Here is a 22,111-nt window from a genome sequence, read left to right as displayed (position 1 = left end):
CTCCTTTATGCTGTTAGTTTCCGAATGACATCTAATAAAACATTCGTGCCTGTTTCAATATCTTCCACAGACACAAACTCGTCCGGATGATGGCTCAGTCCATCTTTACATCGTACAAAAATCATGCCCACATCGGTAATGGAAGCTAACGCCATCGCATCATGCCCAGCCCCGCTGACAAGCTTAACCGGAGCCATTCCGTGCTCTTTTAAGACATCGGTAATCACATTTGTGAGATGACCCGAACATAATACAGCCGGAGAATCCATCACTTCCGTAAATCGGCAAACGAGTCCCCGTCGTTGGGCAATATTTTCACATTTCCTTACGAATTCATTGATCGCACTCTTCCGCAATTCATCATCAATGGAACGAATATCAACCGTCCCTTCCACCGCTCCAGGAATGACATTGCTTACGCCCGGAAACACAGATAATTTCCCTACTGTCATCATCAGCTGATCACATTGGCTCGCCATTTGTTCGGCTGCCAGTATGACTTCCGCCGCTCCGGCAAGCGCATCTTTCCGCCATTGAATAGGAACCGTACCCGCATGTCCTGATTTTCCTTCGATCCGAAACGTATACCTCGACTGTCCAGCGATGCCAGACACCGCTCCGCACGCTTGGCCGATTTGCTCGAGCACCGGCCCTTGTTCAATGTGTAGTTCAATATAGCCACGAATGGTGCGAGGATCCCGGACAGCGGCGCGATAGTGATGCGGATTCATCCCGAGCTGTTCCATCGCTTCCGCTAGCGTCGTTCCCTGGTCATCTTTGGCCAACAGTTCTTCCGGACGAAGATGGCCTGTCATCGCCCGGCTTCCAAGCAGTGTCGTATGAAATCTTGCTCCTTCCTCATCCGAAAAACCGACGACTTCAATAGAGCAGTTGGGCCGTATGCCATGCCAATGCAGTGTATGAACAGCCTCAATCGCCGCTACGACCCCAAGAATGCCGTCATATTTTCCGCCTTCAACAACTGAATCGAGATGCGATCCGACAAGCAAAATCGGCGCATCGCGATCTTTCCCTTCGTATCGGCCGATCAGATTGTTCATTCCATCTTTTCTAACATCCATTCCTGCCTCTTTCATCCATTGAGCGACCAATTGATTAGCCCGTTCGCTTTCTTCGGAAAATGAAAGGCGTGTCACTCCTACTTTTGTTGCACTGCACCGGGCCAACTCCTCAATTCTCTGTACAATTCGGCTAGGATCGACTTGCAGATTAGGCATCGTCATTTGCTGTACACCTCTGCTTAAAAACATGAATTGTCATAAAAGATCGCAAGACTTGTAATATAGATTTTATTTTATCTTGCCATTGAAAGATATTCATTGGTAAAATCGCTATAAATTCAACACTTTTTTATACAACTTGACTAAAAAGGAGCGCGAACGCTAATGAAAATTTCTGATTTATTCCGCTCAGTCCCTGCCTTCCAGTCAGCTCGATTAGTAGCCGGACAAAAAGGAAAAGACCGCGAAGTATATAGCGTGAACATGATGGACGCCCCCGATATTGCTGATTACTTAAAACCAAACGAGCTGCTTGTCACAACCGCCTACCACTTAAAGGATAAACCGAACGATTTGCTCGAATTAGTCCAAAGCATGGTCAATCGACAATGCGCAGGACTTGCTATCAAAACAAAACGCTTTTTACATGAAATTCCGCATGAGGTGCTTGCTTTTGCGAATAAAATGGAATTCCCTCTTATCGAACTGCCTATTCATATCGCCTTAGGCGACGTCGTTACGCAAACATTAAGCCGTATTCTTGATAAACGAACAAACGAGCTGTTGCAAGCGATTGAAACCCATCAAAAGTTTACCGAGCATATTATGAGCGGAAAAGGCATTTCTTCTTTATTAAAAAACTTATCGTCTATTATTCGCCATCCTGTTCTATTGTTATATATATGCTCATTGAAAAGTTAACCTTCGTATAAGTGGTGCCCACTCCGGTTATACTGCTCCTAAGGAAAAGCATGGAAAAGGAGCGGAATTCTGCATGAAACGTCTCAAAATCACCAACGATCACGGATGGACACCTCGGACACTTCGCAAACAGGAACGGAAAATCAAAAACACCCTTCTTCGCCAACGGGTGATGGCGGTTCGCCTGGTCATGGAAGGCTATTTGGGCAAAGAGGTGGCCTCCATGGTCAACGTGTGCCGACAAACCGTTTCCCATTATGTGTCGCTGTTCAACGAAGGCGGTCTGGAGCTCTTGCTTCATCGGGATTTCGCCCCCGGGCGGGAGCCGTTTCTCACCGAAGAACAGCAGGAAGAGATCAAACAGCTTGTGTTGACCACCACTCCCGCGGAACTGGGCTGGGACGTCGCTTCGGCGTGGAACACCAAACTCCTGCAATCCTATGTCGAAAAGCACTTCGGTGTTTCCATTTCCCGCGAAGCGTTGCGAAAACTCCTGCACCGCAAAGGGCTGTCGTGGACACGGCCGACCTACACATTGGCGAAAGGCGATCCGGATCGACAAAAGAATTTTGAGAAACAGATCGACTTCATAAAAAAAAACTTAATGGATCCTGATTCGGTCTTGTTGTACCTTGATGAAACACATATCCGCTCTTACCATGTCTTGCGGTCCACATGGTCGGAAGTCGGCCGCCAAAAACAAGTGCCGACGTTCGGCCATCATGCCCACGTATCGCTGTTTGGCGCGGTCAACATCCACGATGGCGAAACGGTGCTTCATCAAACGACCGCTGCCAATGCCGCGACGTTCTTGGATTTCTTGAGAATGCTCAAAGAGCGCTATCCGGACCGTCTCATGGTCTTGGTGTTGGATAACGCCCGCATTCACCATGCCAAAATGGTCAAGGAGTTTTTGCAGGAAGAAGGGCAGTGTTTTCACTTTATTTACCTTCCTCCCTATTCGCCACAGCTGAACCCGATCGAACGCTTATGGAAATGGCTGAAAGATACGGTGATTGCCAATGTATTTCACAAGGATCGCAACGATATCATTCAAGCCATTACTCGGTTTGTCCACTACATCCACGAACGTCCGGAGGAAGTGCTGCAGCGCTTAGGGTGTGCAGGATGACTGAGAAGTTAACTCTTCATGTTGCATGTATATAGATAAATACCTTCGCGTCATCAGTTCATCGCATCCTGATTTCCATCTTCTTGTGGATTTAACAGATCTGCATAAAAACGGATATCGCCTGTTTTTGCAAAAAACACCCTATTCTTGTTTTTCGCTATTAGGCAATAAAAAAACTTTTTCTGCTTTCCCAATTTATACTCACGAAGAGAAAAGCGGTTGCTTAATCATCGTAGGAACAATTCCTTTTTCAAAACCATCGCTTGTTTTAACGGTTGAACAAGCAACCAACGTTATCGCTTTTGAGTTCATGAAAGAAAAAGCATTGAAGCAGTACGGAAAAAGAGTGCGCAATGAATTTTTTAACAACATCATAGAGGGGGCTTTCCACTCGCAAGAAGAAATCGTGATAAAAGCCAAAGAATTCCAAATTGAAAATGAACAGCCATATGTTTGTGTCGTTGGCAAGCTCGATGAGAACCTAGCATCGTTGAGTTTCATCCAATCACAGAAGGAAATAGATATGATTTTTGAATGGATCGAAGACGAAACGAAGGTTTGTTTTCCATCTGTTCATCATTTTGTGAAAGGAACGACATGCGTTTCCTTATTTCCGATCTCCCAATCGTGGAACGAGTTCCACACAACCGTTTTTCCATTTTTGAAAGAATTGCAGTACAAAATTAAGAACACATACAATCGAACCATTTCGTTTGGTGTTAGCAACTTATGCACACAATTTTTAGACGTGCAAAAAGGGTTTAAAGAAGCATTAGAAGCGTTGCAAATCGGCCAATTAGCAAACCATCACCAGTTCATCCAAATTTATCGCCGAAAAGACATTTCCGAACTATTGCAAATGATTCCTCCGGATTATTTAAAAACCTTCTATTATGAAACATTTCAAAAGTTGGCTCTTTCTTCAACAAATGAACGGGATATGTTGTTACAAACGTTATTCGTGTTTTTAGAAAACCATGGACAAATTTCAGAAACTGCGAAAAAACTGGTTCATCACCAAAAGATGTACTTGCACCTGCCATTAAAGTATGGTAGCTGTTTCTAACTGAACCTGCAATGTAAGCTGTAGGGTTTTGACACGAAAGCACATTGTCGTCGATCCCCCGGGGTTTTTGCACGATTGGAGGTCGACGACATTTGAAAGGCGGTCAGCTTTTGTTTTTCTTCATTCTTCCGTACTCGTCCTTCACCGCCGCCACAAGCGGGTGCGCACTCTCAAGCCCCGCGTATTGCCGAAGCGCGCCTTCGATTCCGTGGTGTGCGATCGTTTGTTGCAGAGCGGCGGCTTCTGCATCGCTCGCATCATCAAAGCGCAACAGCGCGGCAATTCCTTTGGCGAGACCAGCAGGAACGTTGCCAAATAGTGTGCAGTATTGCGTCGCCGGAGCGATGAGCCGGTCGTTCGGCCCGAGCTTGCGGATCGGCGAACGGGCGACGCGGACGATATCGTCGAAAAGGGACGGGTTGGTGAAACGCCCGATCGTCGTTTTGATATAGGAACGGTGCTCTTCCTCATGCCATCCGTGCTTTTTCACTAAGACGGCTCCCGACTCACTGAGCGCTTGCTCGACATTCAATCGAATACCTTCATCGTTCATCGCTTCCTGGACGGTTTTGTAGTTTCGCAGATACCCTAAGTAAGCGGCCAACGCATGGCCGGTATTGACCGTAAAGAATTTGCGCTCGATATACGGCTCTAAGTCAGCGACAAAATGAGCCCCTTGAATCGGCGGAACAGTGCCGATGACGTTGCGCGTTTCAATCGCCCATTCGAAAAACGGCTCGACCGTCACCGCCAGCGGATCATCGTTCGTTTGGTTCGGCACGATGCGGTCAACCGCACAGTTGAGAAAGCCAACCGATTCGCCCGCCAACTGTTGTTCCGCTTCAGAAAGATGGGCAAATACGTACTGCTTCAACGTCTCCGTACCGCCAATCATGTTTTCGCACGCGATGACATGAAGGGGAGTTTGCTGAACGCCCAGCCGCTGCTTGAGCCCATCGGCAACAAGGGGGGGCGATGGCCGGCAAAATGTGCGGGCCGACGGCGGTCGTGACCAAATCAGCGGCGGCGATCGCCGCGATGACTTGCTCCCGCTCTGTTTGGCTGTTCAGCGCCGAAACGCCGCGCACCCATTGCTCCTCTTGCCGCTCGCCGGCAACAATGACCCGATACTCCCCCCCGCTCCTTGAGCAGGCGGACGATTTGTTCGTTGACATCGACAAAAACGACCTTATATCCCGACGTAGCCAGCAGACTGCCGATAAAGCCGCGGCCGATGTTGCCAGCGCCAAAATGAACCGCCTGCATCAGCCGTTCACCTCATGGAGCAGCGCAAGAATGTCTTCTTCTGTTTTGGCGTTCGCCATCGCTTCGACATTGTCCGCTTCCGCACAGACGATCGCCAGTTTTGACAGAATATCCAAATGCTCCCCGTCTTTGCCGGCAATGCCGATCACGATCAGAGCCGTATTGCCGCCGCCAAAATCGACGCCGCCCGGGACTTGCACGATCGAAATGCCGGACTGTTTCACGAGCGCTTTGGCTGCTTCCGTTCTGTGCGGAATGGCAACGTTGTTGCCGATGTAGGTGGTTGTCAGTTCTTCCCGCTCAAGCATCGCATCCACATACGCCGGATCGACATACCCCTGCTTGACGAGCACTTCGCCAGCAAGGCGGATCGCCTCTTCTTTTGTTTTGGGTTGGGCATTTAGCACAATGTTTTCTTTGTTTAAAATCGAATGGGTTACCATCGTTTTCACTCCTTCGTTGATGTCCAGTAATGATCAAAAAATTGCTCCAAATGGGCGCTGACAAGTGAATATACTTCTTTCTAGCCGCCATGCGCCAAAACGGCAAGGATTTGCTCATCCTTCACAAGCAAGGAGCTGACTTCGCTTAACACAGCGAGCATCTCCTTATCGGTATCTGACGGCCCGAGCAGCAGCACAACCGTGTTGATCTCCATCGGCTCTCCGTCCATGCCGGGCACCGTTTGCGGCGCATCAAGCCGGTACATCGTAAGCGATGGGCGAAAAACTGCGAAGCTTCGGGCGTGGTACAGCGCCAATGTAGTGCCGGGGATGCCAAGCCCGCCAAGCGACTCGCGGCGCCGCAGCTCCTCGATGACGACATCGGCATCAACGATGACGCCACTTCGTTCAAGGCGGCGGCACGCGTCCGCCAATAGTTCATGAACAGAGCGCCTCTTGACCACCTCCAGGGAAAAACCGTCCAAAAGGTGGACGATCGTCTCGCTGATGCGCCGAACCGCCTTCATCGCCTCGAGCGCTGGCCTGTTTCTCTGTGCGGTTGACTCTTTCCTCATCCGCTTTTCAGCGGCCGATTTTCGCTCTAAAAATTCACGAATCGCCCGCGCTTCCTCTTCCGTCAGCATCGGGCTGACGGTGAAGTACGGGCCGCCTTCATCGGCCAGCGGCACGGTCGAGACGACAAGATCATACGCACTTGCATCTTTCTCTTTCCATTCAAACACGGACGCTTGTTCCAGCGAAACGATGTCCGGAATCTCTTTTTTCAGCCTCGTCGCCAAGATTTTCGCCGTCCCAAGCCCGCTCGAACAAATGACGAGCACCCGCCACCCTTTTCTCTCCCGCATAAGCGCGGCCGCAAAATGGAGCACCAAATAGCCAATCTCCTCTGAACACTCCTCACCCGCGCTCACGTAGAGAAGTAGGGGATTCTCGGGAACACCCTAACATACGGTAAGCGGTCAGCTAAGCCATCCGTGTGCATCCTACCGTTAAGCTTCCTCAAAAAGATCGCAATCGAAGCCCTTCCTTTGTTCTTTTGGTGCAAGGGGAAGATCGTTGGTGGAAGACGCCGGTTCATCCCCCACTTACGCTCATGCTTGGAAGTTGAGACCTTCTCGGTTCGAGGTGATAAAAAGGGGACTGACCCAAAAGGGTAATTTTCCTTAACAAAACACAACATATTGTCTATATACGGTAATAAGAAAGGGTGTCCCGATCCTTTTGGGACACCCTCACCTCTTTTACGCCAAAATCCCCTCAATTTTCTCGAGCACATCTTCGCTGAGCACGACATCGACCGCTTTGACGTTCTCTTCGACTTGTTCCGGGCGGCTGGCGCCGATTAAGGCGCTGGCGACGTTCGGCTGGCGCAGCACCCAAGCGAGGGCAAGCTGGGACAACGTAATGCCAAGCTCAGCCGCGATTTTTTCGAGTTGTTCCACTTTCGTTAACACTTCGTCATTGAGCAATCCTTGGATAAACGTATTCGCTCTTGGATCAGCGGCGCGGCTGTCAGCCGGCAACGCTTGACCTCGTTTGTATTTGCCGGTCAGCACCCCTTGGGCGAGCGGCGAAAAGACGATTTGACTGATGCCGTTTTGTTCGCACACCGGGATGACTTCCTTTTCAATATAACGGTGAAACATGTTGTATTGCGGCTGATTGACGACGATCCGATCGAGCAAGTAGCGGTCGGCCACGCCGAGCGCCTCTTGAATTTGCTGGGCCGTCCATTCGCTCACGCCGACATACAGCACTTTTCCTTGGCGGACGAGATCATCGATCGTACGCAACGTCTCATCGACCGGCGTTTCTTTGTCATAGCGGTGGCAGTAGTAGATATCGACATAATCCAGTTGCAGCCGCTTTAAGCTCGCATGGAGCTGCTCAAACACATGCTTGCGCGACAGGCCGCGGTCGTTCGGGCCGTCGCCCATCGGCCAAAACACTTTCGTCGCGATGACATACGATTCGCGCGGATATTTGCGCAGCGCCTCGCCGACGATTTTTTCCGCTTCCCCGCACGCGTAGACGTTCGCTGTGTCAAACGAGTTGATGCCAAGTTCGTACGCCTTGTCAATGACGCGGATCGCGGTTTCTTTTTCCACCGAATTTCCATATGTAAGCCAGCTGCCTAAACTAATCTCACTGACTTTCAGCCCCGTGCGGCCGAGTTTTCGATACTTCACCTTCGCTCCCCTCTCCTTTTGACGGCAATCAATGCCAAATTTTTCATGTCCTCATTATAATCCTCGATCGCTGATTTGCAAAGAGATTTGCCTTACTATTCAAAAAATGACTTCCCCTTCTTTGCGTCCATCATCGTCTTTTTCAATCGATTCACAAAATTTTTGTAGATTTCCGTAGATTTTCGTAGATGCGTATTTACAATCAATTCGAAAAACATTCACAAATTTGTCACAAAGGAGGGGGGCTATTGATTTATTTCCACCAAGTCAACAAATACTACGGCGATTTTCATGTGTTGAAAGACATTAACTTGACGATCAACCAAGGGGAAGTCGTCGTCATTATCGGGCCATCCGGCTCGGGCAAAAGCACGCTCGTGCGCTGCATCAACCGGCTCGAGACGATCTCAAGCGGTGAATTGATCGTAGACGGCATCAAAGTGAACGACAAACACATCAACATTAACGAACTGCGGCGCAATATCGGCATGGTGTTTCAACATTTCAACTTATACCCGCACATGACCGTCTTGCAAAACATCACGTTGGCGCCGCGCAAAGTGCTCGGCATGTCTGAAAAAGAAGCGAACGAGATCGCTATGTATTACTTGGAAAAAGTCGGAATCCCAGACAAAGCGAACGCCTATCCATCCGCGCTGTCCGGCGGCCAGCAGCAGCGCGTCGCCATCGCCCGCGGATTGGCGATGAAACCGAAAATCATGCTGTTTGACGAGCCTACATCAGCACTTGACCCGGAAACGATCGGCGAAGTGCTCGATGTCATGAAGCAGCTGGCGAAAGAAGGGATGACGATGGTTGTCGTCACCCACGAGATGGGGTTTGCCCGCGAGGTGGCCGATCGCATCGTCTTTATGGATCAAGGGCGCATTTTAGAGGAAGCGCCGCCTGAGGAGTTTTTCGCGGCCCCGAAAGAAGAACGGGCGCGCGTCTTTTTAAGCCGCATTTTAAACCATTAATTCCGGTCAATCAAAGGGGGTTTTGTTCATGAGAAAGAAAGCATGGAAATGGTGGATCGCCGTCGCCTTGACGGCCTTATTGAGCGCTGTTGCTTTAACGGGCTGCAGCACAACGGACAAAGGAGAAGGCGGAACATCGTCGGAAACCGCCAAAGCGACCAATACGCTTGAAAAAATTAAACAACGCGGCAAACTCATCGTTGGCGTCAAATATGATTTGAACTTATTCGGGTTGAAAAACCCGGAAACCGGAAAAGTCGAAGGATTTGACATTGATATTGCCAAAGGGTTGGCGAAAAAAATTCTCGGCGATGAAAACAAAATTGAATTGAAAGAAGTGACGTCAAAAACGCGCATCCCGATGCTGAACAACGGGGAAATTGACGCCATTATCGCCACCATGACGATCACCGAGGAACGGAAAAAAGAAGTGGATTTCTCGGATGTGTACTTTATGGCCGGGCAATCGTTGCTCGTCAAAAAAGACAGCCCGATCAACAGCGTGAAAGACTTGAAAAAAGGCATGACCGTTCTGACAGCGAAAGGATCGACATCGGCGGAAAACATCCGCAAAGTCGCGCCGCAAGTCAACGTGCTTGAATTTGAAAACTACGCGGAAGCGTTTACCGCATTGAAAGCCGGCCAAGGCGATGCGCTTACGACCGACAACGCGCTGCTTTGGGGGATGGCCAAACAAGATCCGAACTATCGCGTCCTTGATGAAACGTTCACCGAAGAACCGTACGGCATCGCCGTCCGCAAAGGAGACAAAGAACTGCTGCAAGTTATCAACGAATACTTGAAAGAAATTAAAGAAAACGGCGAATACGATAAGATCTACGAAAAATGGATCGGCAAAAAGCCGCAACAATAACAGGCGAAACGGTGGGCGGAACAATATCCGCCCACCTGTTTGCCCAAAGGACAGGCCATGAGTCAGCGAGGAAAGGAGGCGTTTAGCCTTGTTGCGCTATTCTATTTTAGTTGAACATTGGGATTTGTACATGCAAGGGTTTGGCCATACGATCAAGGCCAGCGTGCTGGCGCTGATCGGCAGCTTGGCCCTGGGGACTATCATCGCCATTTTCCGCATCGCGCCGATTCGCCCGCTCAATTGGATCGGAATGGCGTACGTGGAATTTATCCGCAACATCCCGCTTGTGTTGATCGTGTTCGTTTTTTTTATGGGCTTGCCCGCCGTCGGCATTCGTTTTGACTCGTTTACCGCTGGAACGCTCGGGTTGATGGTATATACCGCCGCCTTTATCGCCGAAGCGATCCGCTCGGGGATTCAAGCCGTTCCGAAAGGACAAATGGAGGCGGCGCGCTCATCGGGGTTGACTTACTTGCAGGCGATGCGTTACGTCATCTTGCCACAGGCGGTGAAAATCGTCATTCCGCCGCTTGGCAACCAGTTCATCAACTTGGTGAAAAACTCTTCGGTGCTTGGCGTCATCGCCGGGTTGGATTTAATGTATTACGGCGACTTGATTTCCTCGAAAACGTTCGTCACCTTTGACGTTTACATTTTCGTCGCCTTGTTTTACCTCGTCTTAACGATCCCGCTCAGCCTTGGCGTCGGCTACTTAGAACGCCGGCTGCTCAAGGCGCGGTAGGAAAGGAGGCCAAATGATGGATTTTGCCGGTGCCTATGCGCCCGCCCATTTGAAGTTTTTGCTTCAAGGGTTTCTCGTCACGTTGGAAGTGGCGTTCATTTCCATTGTTTTGAGTTTTATCTTCGGCATTGTCATCGGGGTCATTCGCTATACGAAAATCCCGGTGCTTTCCCAACTGCTGGCTGTGCTGGTCGAAACAATCCGGAACTTGCCGCTGCTCTTGATCATTTTCTTTACGTATTTCGCCCTTCCGGAAGTCGGATTAAAGCTGGATAAACTATATGCCGCCATTTCGGCCTTGGTCATTTTTGAATCGGCCATGTTGTCGGAAATCGTCCGCAGCGGCCTGCAGTCAATTGATAAGGGACAAATCGAAGCGGCGCGCTCATCGGGGCTTACGTATGGGCAGACGCTATGGTACATCATTTTGCCGCAAGCATTGCGGCGCATGGTGCCGCCGATCGTCAGCCAATTCATTTCTTTATTGAAAGATACGTCGCTCGCCATTGTCATTTCGTTGCCGGAATTGATGAACCATGCGCAAATCATTAACGGCCGCAACGTCAATTTTGTCATCCCGATTTTCATTCTTGTGGCGTTCATGTACTTTATCGTCAACTATTCACTGTCGCTCGTTTCGCGCCGGTTGGAATACCGCCAGCGATAAGGAAACCGTATCCCCTTTTTTCAGCTGGGGCATACGGTTTTTTCTTGCCATTCGCGGCACCGCTGGCTCCCTGAGCGTCCATTTCCATCGCTCGTTGAGGCGTCAAAAGGGGAATGAATATTTTTCACGAAAATCACCCGTTGTTTCCGCTTTCCTGTTATATAATAGAATTGGAGATTCGTTCACGACTTTCACAAAGGCGGTGACGTCCACTGACACCAACAAAAAAAGAACCGCTTTGGCTCTTTTTGCTTTTGCTTTCGGCTGCCGCGTTTCTAGGCGAAATGAAAATGAACCCGTTTGACAGCCCGTTTCGCGTCTCGCTCGGCAGCGCTGTCTTTTTTCTCGGGCTTGTCGCCTTTCGCTCCCTTTCGCCGTTTGTCATCGGCGCCAGCACGGGAGCAGCAGTCGTTGGATTTCGCGTCTTTCTGGACTCGTTGACCGGAGAAATGTCGACTTCTGAGAGTCTGCTGACCCATCTCCCGGCAGCCGGGTATTATATCAGCTTTTCCATAATGGCGGCTGCTGTTCGGTTTCGCCAGCGAATGGCCGCACCGATTCGGGCTGGAGTGGTTGGAGCGGCGCTTGATTTTTTGGCGAACGCCTGTGAACTAGGGATCCGGTATTGGATGGGGGAGCCGTTTGCCTTCAGCGGCCAAACAGTCATCGTCTTATGGTTGTTCGCCATTTTGCGCAGTTTCTGCGTCATCGGCGTTTACAACATGTGGGTGACAAAACATGTCCGCTCGCTCGCCGAAGCGAGAAAGCAAGAACTCGAGCGGCTCATGATGGTGAGCAGCGGATTATATGAAGAAATGTTTTACTTGCAAAAATCCATGGCTCTCATGGAAGACATGACGCGCAAAAGCTATGACCTTTACTCGCAGTTGATCGAACGAAAGCACGTTGAACCGCGCGTCGCCCTAGAGCTTGCCGAACATATTCATGAGACGAAAAAGGATATGCAACGCATTTTCGCCGGCCTTTCCAAGCTCATCGGGCGCCAATCGGTGCGCGGACGCGTGCCGATTGCCGAGCTGTGCGCCATGGTCATTCGCGCCAATGAAAAATACGCCAACTTATCCGGAAAAACGATCACATTTTCGTACAACGGCCATATCGATCTCATGACCGACCAATTGTATCCACTTCTTTCCGTGTTGAACAACTTGGTATCGAACGCCGTCGAGGCAATTGAGAAAATGGGGGCTGTCACCTTGCATGCGCGTCTTCACGGAAGCGAACTGATCATCGAAGTGGAAGACACCGGCCCCGGCATTGCGGCCGATGACATCACTTGGATTTTTCAGCCCGGATTCACAACAAAATACGACCGCCAAGGCAATCCGTCAACAGGCATCGGTCTCACCCATGCACGCGATATCGCCCAAGCGCTTGGCGGACATCTCCAGCTCGTCAAAAGCGAGCCGGGGCAGACGGTGTTTCGCCTTGCGGTGCCGACAGTCCGCCTCCTGCAAAGCACGCCGATCACAGCCGAAATGTCCGATCACGAGGCCGACAGGCAAGGGAATGCCGTCATATAAGCAAGTCAAGGAAGGGAGAGAACAGGAAGATGGCGCTTCGTTTTTTTCTAATCGAAGATGACCCTGTTGTCAGAAAGATGCTTGAAAAATTGATTCATGAATCCGAACTTGGCGAGGTGGTCGGCTGTGCCGAAGATGGACTGCACGTTCGCGCGGCCGACTTGCTTCACGTGGATGTGGTGCTCATTGACTTGTTAATGCCAGGGCGTGATGGCATTCAGACGATCAAGGCGTTGCGGGAAGAAGGATTTGCCGGAACCTTTATCATGATTTCTCAAGTTGAAAACAAAGAAATGATCGGCCAAGCCTATTTGCATGGCATTGACACGTACATTCAAAAACCGATCAACCGCTATGAAGTGCTGTCCGTGCTGAAACGCGTCGCCGATCACATGTCCGCCGTCCGCTCGCTCGAGTCGATCCGCCAGGTGCTCAAAGGGCTTGAGCCGCAAACGGCCGATGCCGCCGTCTCCAAGCCGTCCGCCATGGAACAGCAGGCTGAGCAGCTTCTCCTTCTTCTCGGGGTCGCCGGCGAAGCGGGCAGCGCGGACGTGCTTCTTGTGGTGCGCTGGCTGGCCGAGCAAGAAGCAAAAGGCCTTCCCGTCCGCGAACTGCCGCCGCTGAAAGAGCTGTACGCCGAACTCGTCCAGCGGGAATACGGCCTGTCCCCGACTGAAACGGCCAAGGAAGCGCGGGCGATGGAACAGCGCATCCGTCGGCTCGTCTTGCAGGCGTTCACCCATCTCGCTTCCCTCGGCCTGACTGACTACACGAACCCGACGTTTGAGCATTTCGCACCTAGGCTGTTTGATTTCGGTGACATCCGTCGACGGATGAAAGAGCTCGAACGCGGCCAAGCTGAGACGGAATGCCGGATGAATGTGCGGAAGTTTTTAACGGCTTTTTTTCTCGAGCTGAAGCGCGTCTAGAAAGTTGGTGATTTAGTGAAGAAGGCTGATGGCCCCGCCTATTTTTCAATTAGAGAAACCTTGCCGGACGGGCTTGCGATTCTGATCCAACGCCGTTGATTTGCGCGCGACGCCCCGTTTTTCACTAGGCTTCTAGGGGTGGGGAATCCACCATCCCCTTCACTTCACGACCCGCAAATGCGAAAAACTTGGAACTCGGGATGAGGAAGTTGCGTTTCCTGTTAAATGGCCAGTCTTCTACATGATGATGGGGCTGCCTTTAGGACAGGTCAACCTTTTTCATTCCTTATGCCAACTGCGCCGCTCTTCGCTAGCAACGAATGAGACAAAACGAACGACGCTCGCTTCGCTTGTGTCAGACGCCTGGGCCAAATCCTTCGTCGTCATATTCGGCACGAGTTCGGCATGGTCGAGAATGTAGGCGGCTACCTTTTTTTCCGCCGGTGAAAACCGTTCCATTTGCTGTTTGATTTTCGCTAAAAGGCCGATTTCATTCATCTTATTCTCCCTTTCCGCACATCATTTTTCTTTCATCTTATCATGGAAAGCCCCCTGTGCTCCATACTAATAATCTTTAATAAAAATATTTGATTTCGAGATATACATTTGTTATGATAGTGGTGCGAATATGAATCATCAAGAGGAGGAAAAGCGATGACAACATTCCAACTCGACAAAGCGCACAGCTCTGTCGCCTTCCAAGTAAGACATATGATGATCTCCAAAGCGAAAGGGGAATTCACCAACTTTGACGTTGAGGTCGAAGGCGACATCAACGAACTCGAGTCGCTGAAAGTCAAAGCGACGATCGATGCCGCCTCGATCGACACGAAAAACGCCGACCGTGACAACCATCTCCGCTCGGCCGACTTTTTCGATGTCGAGAACTATCCAACCATTACGTTTGTCAGTGAATCCGTGCGCAAGCTGTCCGACACGGAATATGAAGTGACCGGGAAGCTGACGATCCGCGGCGTGACGAGAACGGAAACGTTCAAAGTCGAATACAACGGCCAAGTGAAAAACCCGCTCACCGGCGGCATCTCGGTCGGTTTTGATGTCGAAGGAACGATCAACCGCGAAGACTACGGATTGGTATGGAACGTCGCACTCGAAACCGGCGGATTCCTTGTCGGGAAAGAAGTCAAAATCCTAGCCAGCTTCGAATTTGCCTTGAGCTGAGCGACTCGAATCGAAACGCCCGTGGCATGTGCCGAGGGCGTTTGATCATCATCCCGAAAGGAAGGCTCTCGCTTCAAGCAAGGCGAAGAGAGGGAGTTTACTGCGCCGTATACCCGCCATCGATCACCACCGCCTGGCCAGTGATGCCTTTTGCTTGTTCGCCCGCCAAAAAGAGGACATAATGGGCGACTTCTTCCACTGACAGCAGCCGCCGCTGCGGCACAAGCGGGTAAATCACTTCCTCAAGCACCTTCTCAAGCGGCACGTTGCGGGTTGCCGCCAAATCCGCGAGCTGGCCGCGGACGAGCTCGGTGTCCACATAGCCCGGGCAAAGGGCGTTCACCGTAATGCCGTATGGCGCCCCTTCTAACGCTGCCACTTTCGTTAAGCCGATCACCCCGTGCTTCGCGCTGTTGTACGCCGCTTTGCCGGCAAACCCGACGAGTCCGTTGATCGACGCCATGTTGATGATGCGGCCATATCGCTGCTGTTTCATAACGGGAAACGCATGCTTGATGGCCAAAAATGGGCCGACAAGCATGACGCGGATGAGCTGTTCAAATTTTTCCGTCGGGAGATCCTCGATGTTCGCCACATGTTGCAATCCGGCGTTGTTCACGACAACATCAAGGCGCCCCGGTTGACGGCCTCGTTGATCGCTTGCTTCACCTCTTGTTCAACCGTCACATCACATTTCACGCCGACCGCTTCATAGCCCAACTCCCGAAGCGAACGAGCAGCTTGCTCGACTTCTTCCTGACGCAAATCAACGAGCACCACGTTTGCACCATGTTCCGCCAGCGTTTTCGCCACTTCATAGCCGATTCCCCGCGCTGCGCCGGTGATGAGTGCTGTGCGATGTTCCATCATTCCCCTCCCCCCTGCTTCATCTGTTCGTACACCTCATCATACTGCTTCGCCAAGTCAAAATCGAGCTTCGTCAGCCCTTTCGCCCGCCATGAAGACAGTTTCACGGTAATGAGCTTGTAGTCGATCGAAATGAACGGGTGGTGGTTGGCGTTTTCCGAAATCGCGGCGATGCGCCGGACGAATTCAATGCCTTGCAAGTAGTCTTGGAAACGGTATTTTTTCACAATCCATCGTTCATCCGTCAACTTCCAGCCGTCCGCTTTTTCAAGCAGCGCTTGCACTTCCTCTTCCGCTAACCGCATCGTTATCCCTCACCCTCTATATTTTGAAATATGCCAGCCAGCGAAACCGTCAAATCAGCGAACAAAAACGAGACGAGCACATCGCCTTCGCCAAAGACGCTCCGCTTCTCATACCCTTTCTCACCGCGGCCGTACACTTCCACCGTCCGATGCAGCGGGTCGACGATCCAATATTCCTTGACGCCAAACTGTTCGTACAGCTTATATTTTTCGTTCCGATCTTTCAGCGCAGTGCTCGGCGAAAGCACTTCCACCACCAAGTCAGGTGGCCCATCGCAGCCTCGGCTGCCGATTTTGCTTTGATCGCAAATGACGGAGATGTCTGGCTGCACGACATGCTTGGCTTGTTCATAGTCGGCCTGTTCATCGAACCGCACATCAAACGGCGCCATGACAACCGCACATCCTTTTTCGCGAAAAAACGCTCGCAAAGCGACATACCATTCACCGACGATCGACTGGTAGACAAATGAAGGGGCCGGTGCCATGTTGTAAGGTACGCCGTTGATCAACTCCCACCGTCCGTCCCACTTGACATAATCTTGATACGTATACCGTTCCTTTTACCGCTCAGGCGGCTTCACGTCCATTCCCCCATCCGCTTGCTTTGCCCCTATTATACCATCGGACATCCGCAGCCGTCATACAACTCAAGAGCTTGCTCCTCAAAAAAAAGAGCCATCCGATCGAGATGGCTTTTTCGCAAAATACTCGTTTTAAGGCCGCAAACTCGCCAAGTCGCAAATAAAAGGCGCGAATAGTGAACTACCCACCACCTACGCTTCGCTTAGAGGTGGGGGCTTCAAGCGACTTGTGTGTGTTCGCTGAACGGTAAGCCACACACAAGAACCCTTTACGCTTCCCTTCGTTCCGAAGGTGTCCGTTCTAGCCATATTCTATCCTATTCGTTGGCTAACGCCAACCGAAATTCATCTCCCACTTTCACTGGTGCTGGCGCACCTTCACGTTTAGAAGTAGGAGACTTCTTTCGGAGGGAAGTTAAAATCGTATATTTCGCTTGTGTACGGCGCGTTGCTGGCGACAGCCACCGCTTCCAGCACTGCTTTTTGCAAGTCAAAAAAGCGATTGGTGAAATCAACCATGTTGACAAGCGTCGTTCCGTCATGAGGGGTGGCGATGGTCGTCACGCTCAACACAAAACGATGTCCGCCTTCAAACAACGGCGACAACGACACGTTGTGCTCCTTGGCGTACTCCCGCTCTTCTTGGCTTCCGTTCTCCAGGAGCGAGACAAGCATACGGGCCGTCTGCCCTCCTTGGCTGTGGGCGATGATATGGACGCGGCCTCCTCTTTTCAATTCCGGCAGCAACCCCGGATACGTGCGGCCAAACCGCGCATGGCCGTGCTTTGCCGCATGGGCTGCCCCATAATCGACCGTTCCGCCGACAAGCTGGGCGTACGCTTCACACGCCCGGTCCCAGTTGCTCGAGAGCGGTCCGACCGCCAGCGTATACGTTCGATATCCGTTGTCGTTCAGCCATTGTTCGATATCGCCGCGTACGCCGCCCCAGTACTTGAACCCAAACATTTCTTCTCTTCCCCAGCCAGTAAAGCCATGGAGAAGTACAATCGGCGCATCGTTGGCGCGTGAAACTGCCGCTTCAGCTCGCCCTCCCGAGACTGATAGGCCGAACACAAGCCATAATCCGAGCAACACAAACATAACCCGACAGCATTTCATCACGCTCTCCTTCTCCTCCCCTCGAATCGACTGAACCCCTTTATTCAGAATTACCTGAATATTCTATACTAAATAACCAGGCTATTCAATCCCGGCAATTGTCGGGTTTTCTGATGAGGGAAAGAGAAAAATGCACTTTTGTGCCGTCATATTTCGTTTCTCGCCGACAGCGAGAGGGTGATGCACTATGTCATGGCAGCGTTCCATCACGGCCTCGTACGGATGGTTGGCTATTCTTCTTTCATGCGCGCTAGCCGCCGCGCCTACGTGGCTTCAGCGCTGCTTGCATCTTGGACGGGGACGTATTTGGATTTGTATTTCGTGGGAAAAGGGCTGTATGCGTTCCCGAAACGGCCCTTTCCTTCTGTCTTTTCGATCGATATTTTCTTTACGGCCGTCGTTCTTCCGCTCGGCACCGTCTTCTTTCTTGCCCTCATGGAGCGGCTTAGCCGCCTTGGGCGCATGGGGCTCATCGCTGCATTGTCGGCATTGGCGGCCGCATTGGAGGCCAAAGCCGAGACGTACGGTTTGTTCACCCACACGGCCGAATGGAGCCATTGGTATTCAGTTGCCGGTTACGGTCTTTTTCTTTCAATAATATGGGAATTTTACCGCCGATTCCAAACGGTGGACTAGCACGAATGGCGCATAAAGGCAATGGCAGCGAGCAACGATAACGGGGAACAAACCGAAAAGACGAGCAGCTGCCGGATAGGAGGAATCCGATTGAGAAGAAAAAAAGCCGCATTCCTTTGCTTGGCTGTCATCGCCGCCAGCGTTGCCCTCATCGCCCAACCGGACACGGATGGAAAAGCATCCAAAACGGGCGGACGGGCCGTCATAACGATCTATTTGGCCGGCGACTCGACGGTCGCCGCCGCTCCCCGCTCCCGCGCACCGCGAGCCGGATGGGGGGAAATGCTTGACGGCTGGTTTGACGATCACGTAGTGGTCAAAAATATGGCCGCTTCCGGCCGAAGCGCGAAAAGTTTTGTCGAAGAAGGACGGCTCTCCCGCATTTTGCGGGAAATGAAAAAAGGGGATTACTTGTTCATCCAATTCGGTCACAACGATGAAAAGGTGAACGATCCGGCACGCTACACCGAACCATTCACCTCCTACCAATCATACTTGAAACGGTATATTGACGGCGCCCGCACGAAAGGAGCAACCCCTGTCCTCATCACTCCGGTCGAGCGGCGGCGCTTTTCTGCCGACGGACGAGCGCTCAACTCGCATGGACTTTATCCTGCAGCCATGAAGGCGCTTGGGGAGAGAGAGCACGTTCCCGTCATCGATTTGACGGCAAAAAGCAGACAACGGTTTGAACAGCTCGGCCCGGAACAGACGAAACAGCTGTTTCTATGGCTTGCGCCCGGCGAGCATGCAAATTATCCGCACGGAATCGAAGACAACACGCATTTTCACAAACGAGGAGCGAAAGAAATCGCCCGGCTAGTCGTCGAGGGGATTATGGAGCTCAACCTCCCCCTCCGCCGCCACCTCATCCGTTCACCGGAACGGGAACATGCGCCAAGCCGCTAGGCCGGCTCAGCCCTGTCCCTCCACCGCAGCAGATCCATCGCCCATCCGCGAACTGCTGCCGCCGGCAACGCTTTTTTTGGATTGCTGCCGGTGCCCGTCCGACCCGGATGAGCAATCTTTTTGGCCCTTTACTCCCTCGCCCGACGCCGCTGACCGCCTACCGGGCGCTTTCGACAAACGACGCCTGACGGCCCGACGACAAATGATACGTTTTGTCCAGCAGGCGATGGTACATCGACGCGAGCACTTGCTGAAACAGCATGCCAAGCACGACCGGCACGCTCACCGGCGGCGGAAAGTACGACATACATAACAATACACATATTTCATTGGGAAGGGGACAGGAATCGGAACACGATATACCCCATCCCCCACCGCTTCAATGTTGACATGCGCCATCTCTTTCCCCTCTCCCTTGATTCTTTCCCTCAATCGACGACTACCGTTCAAGCTGCTCGCCAACAGACTCCAATATCTTTATATTTCGAATTTTCTTTTATTATGGTGCAAATTTCCTTGTTTTTCAAGAGAAAATGCCAATGACTGCCGCAAAAAAACAGAGCGCCGGCCGCCTTTCCCCTTCTTTTTACCACGCAGTTTACAAACTGGCGCTTACCCCTTTGCTTTTTCCAAAAGCAATGACGCATGATCAAAACACAAGGCGGGCCGCATGCGGCAAGGAACAAGCTGTTAAGCGCCGCACTGCCAGCCCGCAAAAAGAATAAAAACCGTTACTGATTCCCTTGGCCGTCTCGCTGCCAAGGAGCCATTTCTTCGGCAAACTCCGCCGGAGCAACACGCGTCGTGCCCATTCGCCGCCCCATCCAGCGGTTTAGGCCGCGGATCATATTTTGCATCGGTCCTGCCGTCATCCACCCTATGCCCGATCTCCTTCTAGCGCCAACCATCGCGGCGGCCGCCGCACCTACCCCTAAGCTGACAAGCGTCCAGATGGCGCCATTGTTTCTCCGCCGTCCGGTAAGCGCCAACCATGAATTCCAGAAACGGTGGTTGCGCCGGATGCGAAACCATTGAAACAGGCGATTCATTCGACACACACCTCCTTCGCCTAACGGCTTCTGTTTCAACGGTTAATATACGTTGTTAAGGGGAAGTCATACACGGAAAACGTTAACGCACGAAGGCTTGCTGCCAAAAAGATAAAAGCAGAAGAGCATGCGCATCCATCGTTCCGTAAAGCCTAAAACAGACGAAGGGATGGCCCAAAAAGGTGTTTTTCCTTAGAAGAGCGGCGAAAAATGATTGGTTTCGTTGAAACAGGGCGTTTGCCAACAGAAAATCCGGTTTTGGGTTGCTTTTTCATCAAACCGCCAGCCTTTTTCGACAAATACAACATAGTTCCATCAATAAGAAAAGGTGTCCCGCCCTTCCGAGACACCCTCCCTTTTTCATTTGACCTCGTACGCGGTCCAAGTCGGCTTTTTGATTTTCGCCGACAGCGAAACAATTTTCCGTTTCACTCGGGCTGCTTCCCCTCCCGCTAACGGCATCGACTGGTAGTTGTTCCTTGTCGTCACCGATGAAATGCGAAACGGGATGACGCGGATTTCTTTTTTGGCCGTCCGCTTGCCGTTTTGAAAAGAAAACACCTGCTGGAAAACAAACGTATCTTTGTCGCTCGGGTTTTTGTTTCCGCCAAACATAAAATTCCCTAAACTGTAGACAATAAATTTGCCTTTGTACTCCTCGATCCCTTGCACGACGTGCGGGTGATGGCCGACGACCAAATCGGCGCCGCTGTCAATCGCAAAGCGGCCGAGCACCTTTTGCGTGCTGTTTGGCACATAGCTTCGTTCCACTCCCCAGTGGAAATGGACTAGAATGATGTCGGCTCCTTGTTTCCGAAGCGTGCGAATATCGTTGGCGATTTGCTTGCGCAATGTGCTGGTATTGCTCCAACCTTCATAGCCGAGCGCCCCGACTTGAATGCCTTTGACCGTTTTCATGAGCCGAAGCGTACGGCCGAAATAACCGATCTTTTCTTTTTTTAGACTGGCGATCGTATCGTTATATCCTTTTTGCAAATAATCGTATGTATGATTATTGGCCAGATTCACCGCCTCAATGCCGCCATAGGTTAAGATTTTCGCATAACTCGGGTGGCCGCGGAAACGAAATGTCTTGCTTGCCTTCCGCGTCGAGGTCGTCAGCGTCGTTTCCAAATTGACGGTCGTAAAATCGTCCTTTTTGAAGATCGGCTCAATGTATTTCGTAAAATAGCGCAAGCCGTGCTTCTTCGCTTCTTCATCAAACGAATACGCATAGCCATAATTTTCATCGCGCCCGAGCGTCACATCGCCCGCCGCGCTGATGGTGATGCGCACTTCGTTCGGGTTCGGCGCCGCTTGTTTGGCAGAGGCTGACGCTATCACCATCTTATCGATCGGACTCGGCAGCGGTGGATGCTCGATGGTTTGCCCCGCCAGTTCGTTTGGCGCTGCCAGCACTTCCTCGACGCCGCGATCAGCCGCATTGCTGCAGGAAAATAAAAAGACGGACGCCATACACATAAGCGCCACATTTCTTCCCTTGATCCATGCGTTCATGCTCCCTCTCCCATCCATCTATTTTCTTCAAACTACCACAACTTCTGCTAATGACGTATTCAACACACCCCCTATTTATCCCTTTTCTTTTCCTCAATTTAGGAGTGATGACCTAGCCAAGCCATGATATAATGAGCTTGTAGGCGTTT

The 22,111-nt window shown here is 51.4% G+C and carries 18 protein-coding genes and 8 pseudogenes; 12 read left to right on the top strand and 14 right to left on the bottom strand.

The annotated features are described in order from the left end of the window. Positions 1–5 precede the first annotated feature (5 nt). Positions 6–1,244: an allantoate amidohydrolase gene (locus NSS88_RS15880; RefSeq protein ID WP_055358533.1), complete on the bottom strand. Its 1,239-nt coding sequence runs from the start codon at positions 1,242–1,244 to the stop codon at positions 6–8. Between the two features lie 162 nt (positions 1,245–1,406). On the opposite strand from NSS88_RS15880, the pseudogene NSS88_RS15875 reads away from it, so the two are divergent. From NSS88_RS15875 to NSS88_RS15865, 3 genes and pseudogenes are all read left to right on the top strand, one after another. Next, positions 1,407–1,919 (top strand): annotated as a pseudogene (locus tag NSS88_RS15875) (PucR family transcriptional regulator ligand-binding domain-containing protein); the annotation flags it as partial. Between the two features lie 97 nt (positions 1,920–2,016). After that, positions 2,017–3,075 (top strand): IS630 family transposase, encoded by a 1,059-nt coding sequence (locus NSS88_RS15870; protein ID WP_339239467.1) that lies wholly within the window; start codon positions 2,017–2,019, stop codon positions 3,073–3,075. 25 nt (positions 3,076–3,100) lie between these two features. After that, complete coding sequence (locus NSS88_RS15865; protein WP_341085258.1) at positions 3,101–4,141, top strand: PucR family transcriptional regulator; 1,041 nt, start codon at positions 3,101–3,103, stop codon at positions 4,139–4,141. 103 nt (positions 4,142–4,244) lie between these two features. Here the strand turns inward: NSS88_RS15865 and NSS88_RS15860 are convergent. The 4 genes and pseudogenes from NSS88_RS15860 to NSS88_RS15845 form a co-directional block, all read right to left on the bottom strand. After that, positions 4,245–5,407, bottom strand: a pseudogene (locus tag NSS88_RS15860) (mannitol-1-phosphate 5-dehydrogenase). Continuing rightward, positions 5,407–5,850 carry a PTS sugar transporter subunit IIA gene (locus NSS88_RS15855; protein ID WP_055358147.1) on the bottom strand — a complete coding sequence of 148 codons (444 nt, stop codon included), beginning with the start codon at positions 5,848–5,850 and terminating at the stop codon, positions 5,407–5,409. Before NSS88_RS15855 ends, NSS88_RS15860 begins: the two are co-directional and overlap by 1 nt. A gap of 80 nt (positions 5,851–5,930) precedes the next feature. Further along, entirely contained in the window at positions 5,931–6,740 is an 810-nt protein-coding gene (locus NSS88_RS15850; RefSeq protein WP_235468463.1) for a PTS sugar transporter subunit IIA, read from the bottom strand. 372 nt (positions 6,741–7,112) lie between these two features. Further along, entirely contained in the window at positions 7,113–8,060 is a 948-nt protein-coding gene (locus NSS88_RS15845; RefSeq protein ID WP_055358148.1) for an aldo/keto reductase family protein, read from the bottom strand. Between the two features lie 248 nt (positions 8,061–8,308). Here NSS88_RS15845 and NSS88_RS15840 point away from each other — a divergent pair, with 248 nt between their 5' ends. The 6 genes from NSS88_RS15840 to NSS88_RS15815 all read left to right on the top strand — a co-directional run bounded on the left by NSS88_RS15840 (position 8,309) and on the right by NSS88_RS15815 (position 13,793). Further along, positions 8,309–9,037, top strand: a complete 729-nt coding sequence (locus NSS88_RS15840) for an amino acid ABC transporter ATP-binding protein (protein WP_013145090.1) — start codon at positions 8,309–8,311, stop codon at positions 9,035–9,037. A 28-nt stretch (positions 9,038–9,065) separates the two neighbouring features. Then, complete coding sequence (locus NSS88_RS15835) at positions 9,066–9,911, top strand: glutamate ABC transporter substrate-binding protein (protein WP_011231463.1); 846 nt, start codon at positions 9,066–9,068, stop codon at positions 9,909–9,911. Between the two features lie 88 nt (positions 9,912–9,999). Beyond that, complete coding sequence (locus tag NSS88_RS15830; RefSeq protein WP_055358149.1) at positions 10,000–10,653, top strand: amino acid ABC transporter permease; 654 nt, start codon at positions 10,000–10,002, stop codon at positions 10,651–10,653. Between the two features lie 16 nt (positions 10,654–10,669). After that, a complete protein-coding gene (locus tag NSS88_RS15825) occupies positions 10,670–11,320 on the top strand; it encodes an amino acid ABC transporter permease (protein WP_015375051.1) in 651 nt (216 codons plus the stop codon). Positions 11,321–11,610: 290 nt separating this feature from the next. Further along, complete coding sequence (locus tag NSS88_RS15820) at positions 11,611–12,864, top strand: sensor histidine kinase (RefSeq protein ID WP_235468459.1); 1,254 nt, start codon at positions 11,611–11,613, stop codon at positions 12,862–12,864. Between the two features lie 29 nt (positions 12,865–12,893). Next, complete coding sequence (locus NSS88_RS15815) at positions 12,894–13,793, top strand: response regulator (protein WP_055358150.1); 900 nt, start codon at positions 12,894–12,896, stop codon at positions 13,791–13,793. Between the two features lie 327 nt (positions 13,794–14,120). On the opposite strand, the pseudogene NSS88_RS15810 reads toward NSS88_RS15815, so the two are convergent. Next, positions 14,121–14,291 (bottom strand): annotated as a pseudogene (locus NSS88_RS15810) (MurR/RpiR family transcriptional regulator); the annotation flags it as partial. A gap of 156 nt (positions 14,292–14,447) precedes the next feature. On the opposite strand from NSS88_RS15810, the gene NSS88_RS15805 reads away from it, so the two are divergent. Further along, positions 14,448–14,975, top strand: coding sequence for a YceI family protein (locus tag NSS88_RS15805; RefSeq protein ID WP_015375055.1), 528 nt, complete (start codon positions 14,448–14,450; stop codon positions 14,973–14,975). A gap of 97 nt (positions 14,976–15,072) precedes the next feature. Here NSS88_RS15805 and NSS88_RS15800 read toward each other — a convergent pair. The 4 genes and pseudogenes from NSS88_RS15800 to NSS88_RS15785 form a co-directional block, all read right to left on the bottom strand. After that, positions 15,073–15,845: pseudogene (locus NSS88_RS15800) on the bottom strand (3-hydroxybutyrate dehydrogenase). Beyond that, positions 15,842–16,147: a 4a-hydroxytetrahydrobiopterin dehydratase gene (locus tag NSS88_RS15795; protein WP_055358152.1), complete on the bottom strand. Its 306-nt coding sequence runs from the start codon at positions 16,145–16,147 to the stop codon at positions 15,842–15,844. The pseudogene NSS88_RS15800 and the gene NSS88_RS15795 overlap by 4 nt, the downstream one beginning before the upstream one ends. Positions 16,148–16,149: 2 nt before the next feature. Next, positions 16,150–16,737, bottom strand: a pseudogene (locus NSS88_RS15790) (Uma2 family endonuclease). Positions 16,738–17,148: 411 nt separating this feature from the next. Next, positions 17,149–17,850: pseudogene (locus NSS88_RS15785) on the bottom strand (esterase/lipase family protein); the annotation flags it as partial. Positions 17,851–17,988: 138 nt separating this feature from the next. On the opposite strand from NSS88_RS15785, the gene NSS88_RS15780 reads away from it, so the two are divergent. Together NSS88_RS15780 and NSS88_RS15775 are read left to right on the top strand one after the other, a co-directional pair. After that, positions 17,989–18,486 (top strand): CBO0543 family protein, encoded by a 498-nt coding sequence (locus NSS88_RS15780; protein ID WP_341085243.1) that lies wholly within the window; start codon positions 17,989–17,991, stop codon positions 18,484–18,486. A 90-nt stretch (positions 18,487–18,576) separates the two neighbouring features. Continuing rightward, on the top strand, positions 18,577–19,395 hold the full coding sequence (locus tag NSS88_RS15775) for a rhamnogalacturonan acetylesterase (protein WP_341085242.1): 819 nt from the start codon (positions 18,577–18,579) through the stop codon (positions 19,393–19,395). 157 nt (positions 19,396–19,552) lie between these two features. Here the strand turns inward: NSS88_RS15775 and NSS88_RS15770 are convergent. From NSS88_RS15770 to NSS88_RS15760, 4 genes and pseudogenes are all read right to left on the bottom strand, one after another. Beyond that, positions 19,553–19,711 (bottom strand): annotated as a pseudogene (locus NSS88_RS15770) (bile acid:sodium symporter family protein); the annotation flags it as partial. Next, positions 19,696–19,794: pseudogene (locus NSS88_RS16785) on the bottom strand (MBL fold metallo-hydrolase); the annotation flags it as partial. The pseudogenes NSS88_RS16785 and NSS88_RS15770, both read right to left, overlap by 16 nt. Before the next feature lie 332 nt (positions 19,795–20,126). Next, entirely contained in the window at positions 20,127–20,444 is a 318-nt protein-coding gene (locus NSS88_RS15765; protein WP_033017107.1) for a hypothetical protein, read from the bottom strand. Between the two features lie 360 nt (positions 20,445–20,804). Further along, a complete protein-coding gene (locus tag NSS88_RS15760) occupies positions 20,805–21,962 on the bottom strand; it encodes a CapA family protein (RefSeq protein WP_341085240.1) in 1,158 nt (385 codons plus the stop codon). Between the last annotated feature and the right edge of the window lie 149 nt (positions 21,963–22,111).

This window comes from Geobacillus sp. FSL W8-1251, assembly GCF_038005945.1.
In the GTDB taxonomy this organism is placed as follows: domain Bacteria; phylum Bacillota; class Bacilli; order Bacillales; family Anoxybacillaceae; genus Geobacillus; species Geobacillus stearothermophilus.
Note: the sequence above shows the minus strand (reverse complement) of the source record. Positions and strands in the feature narration are given on the sequence as shown.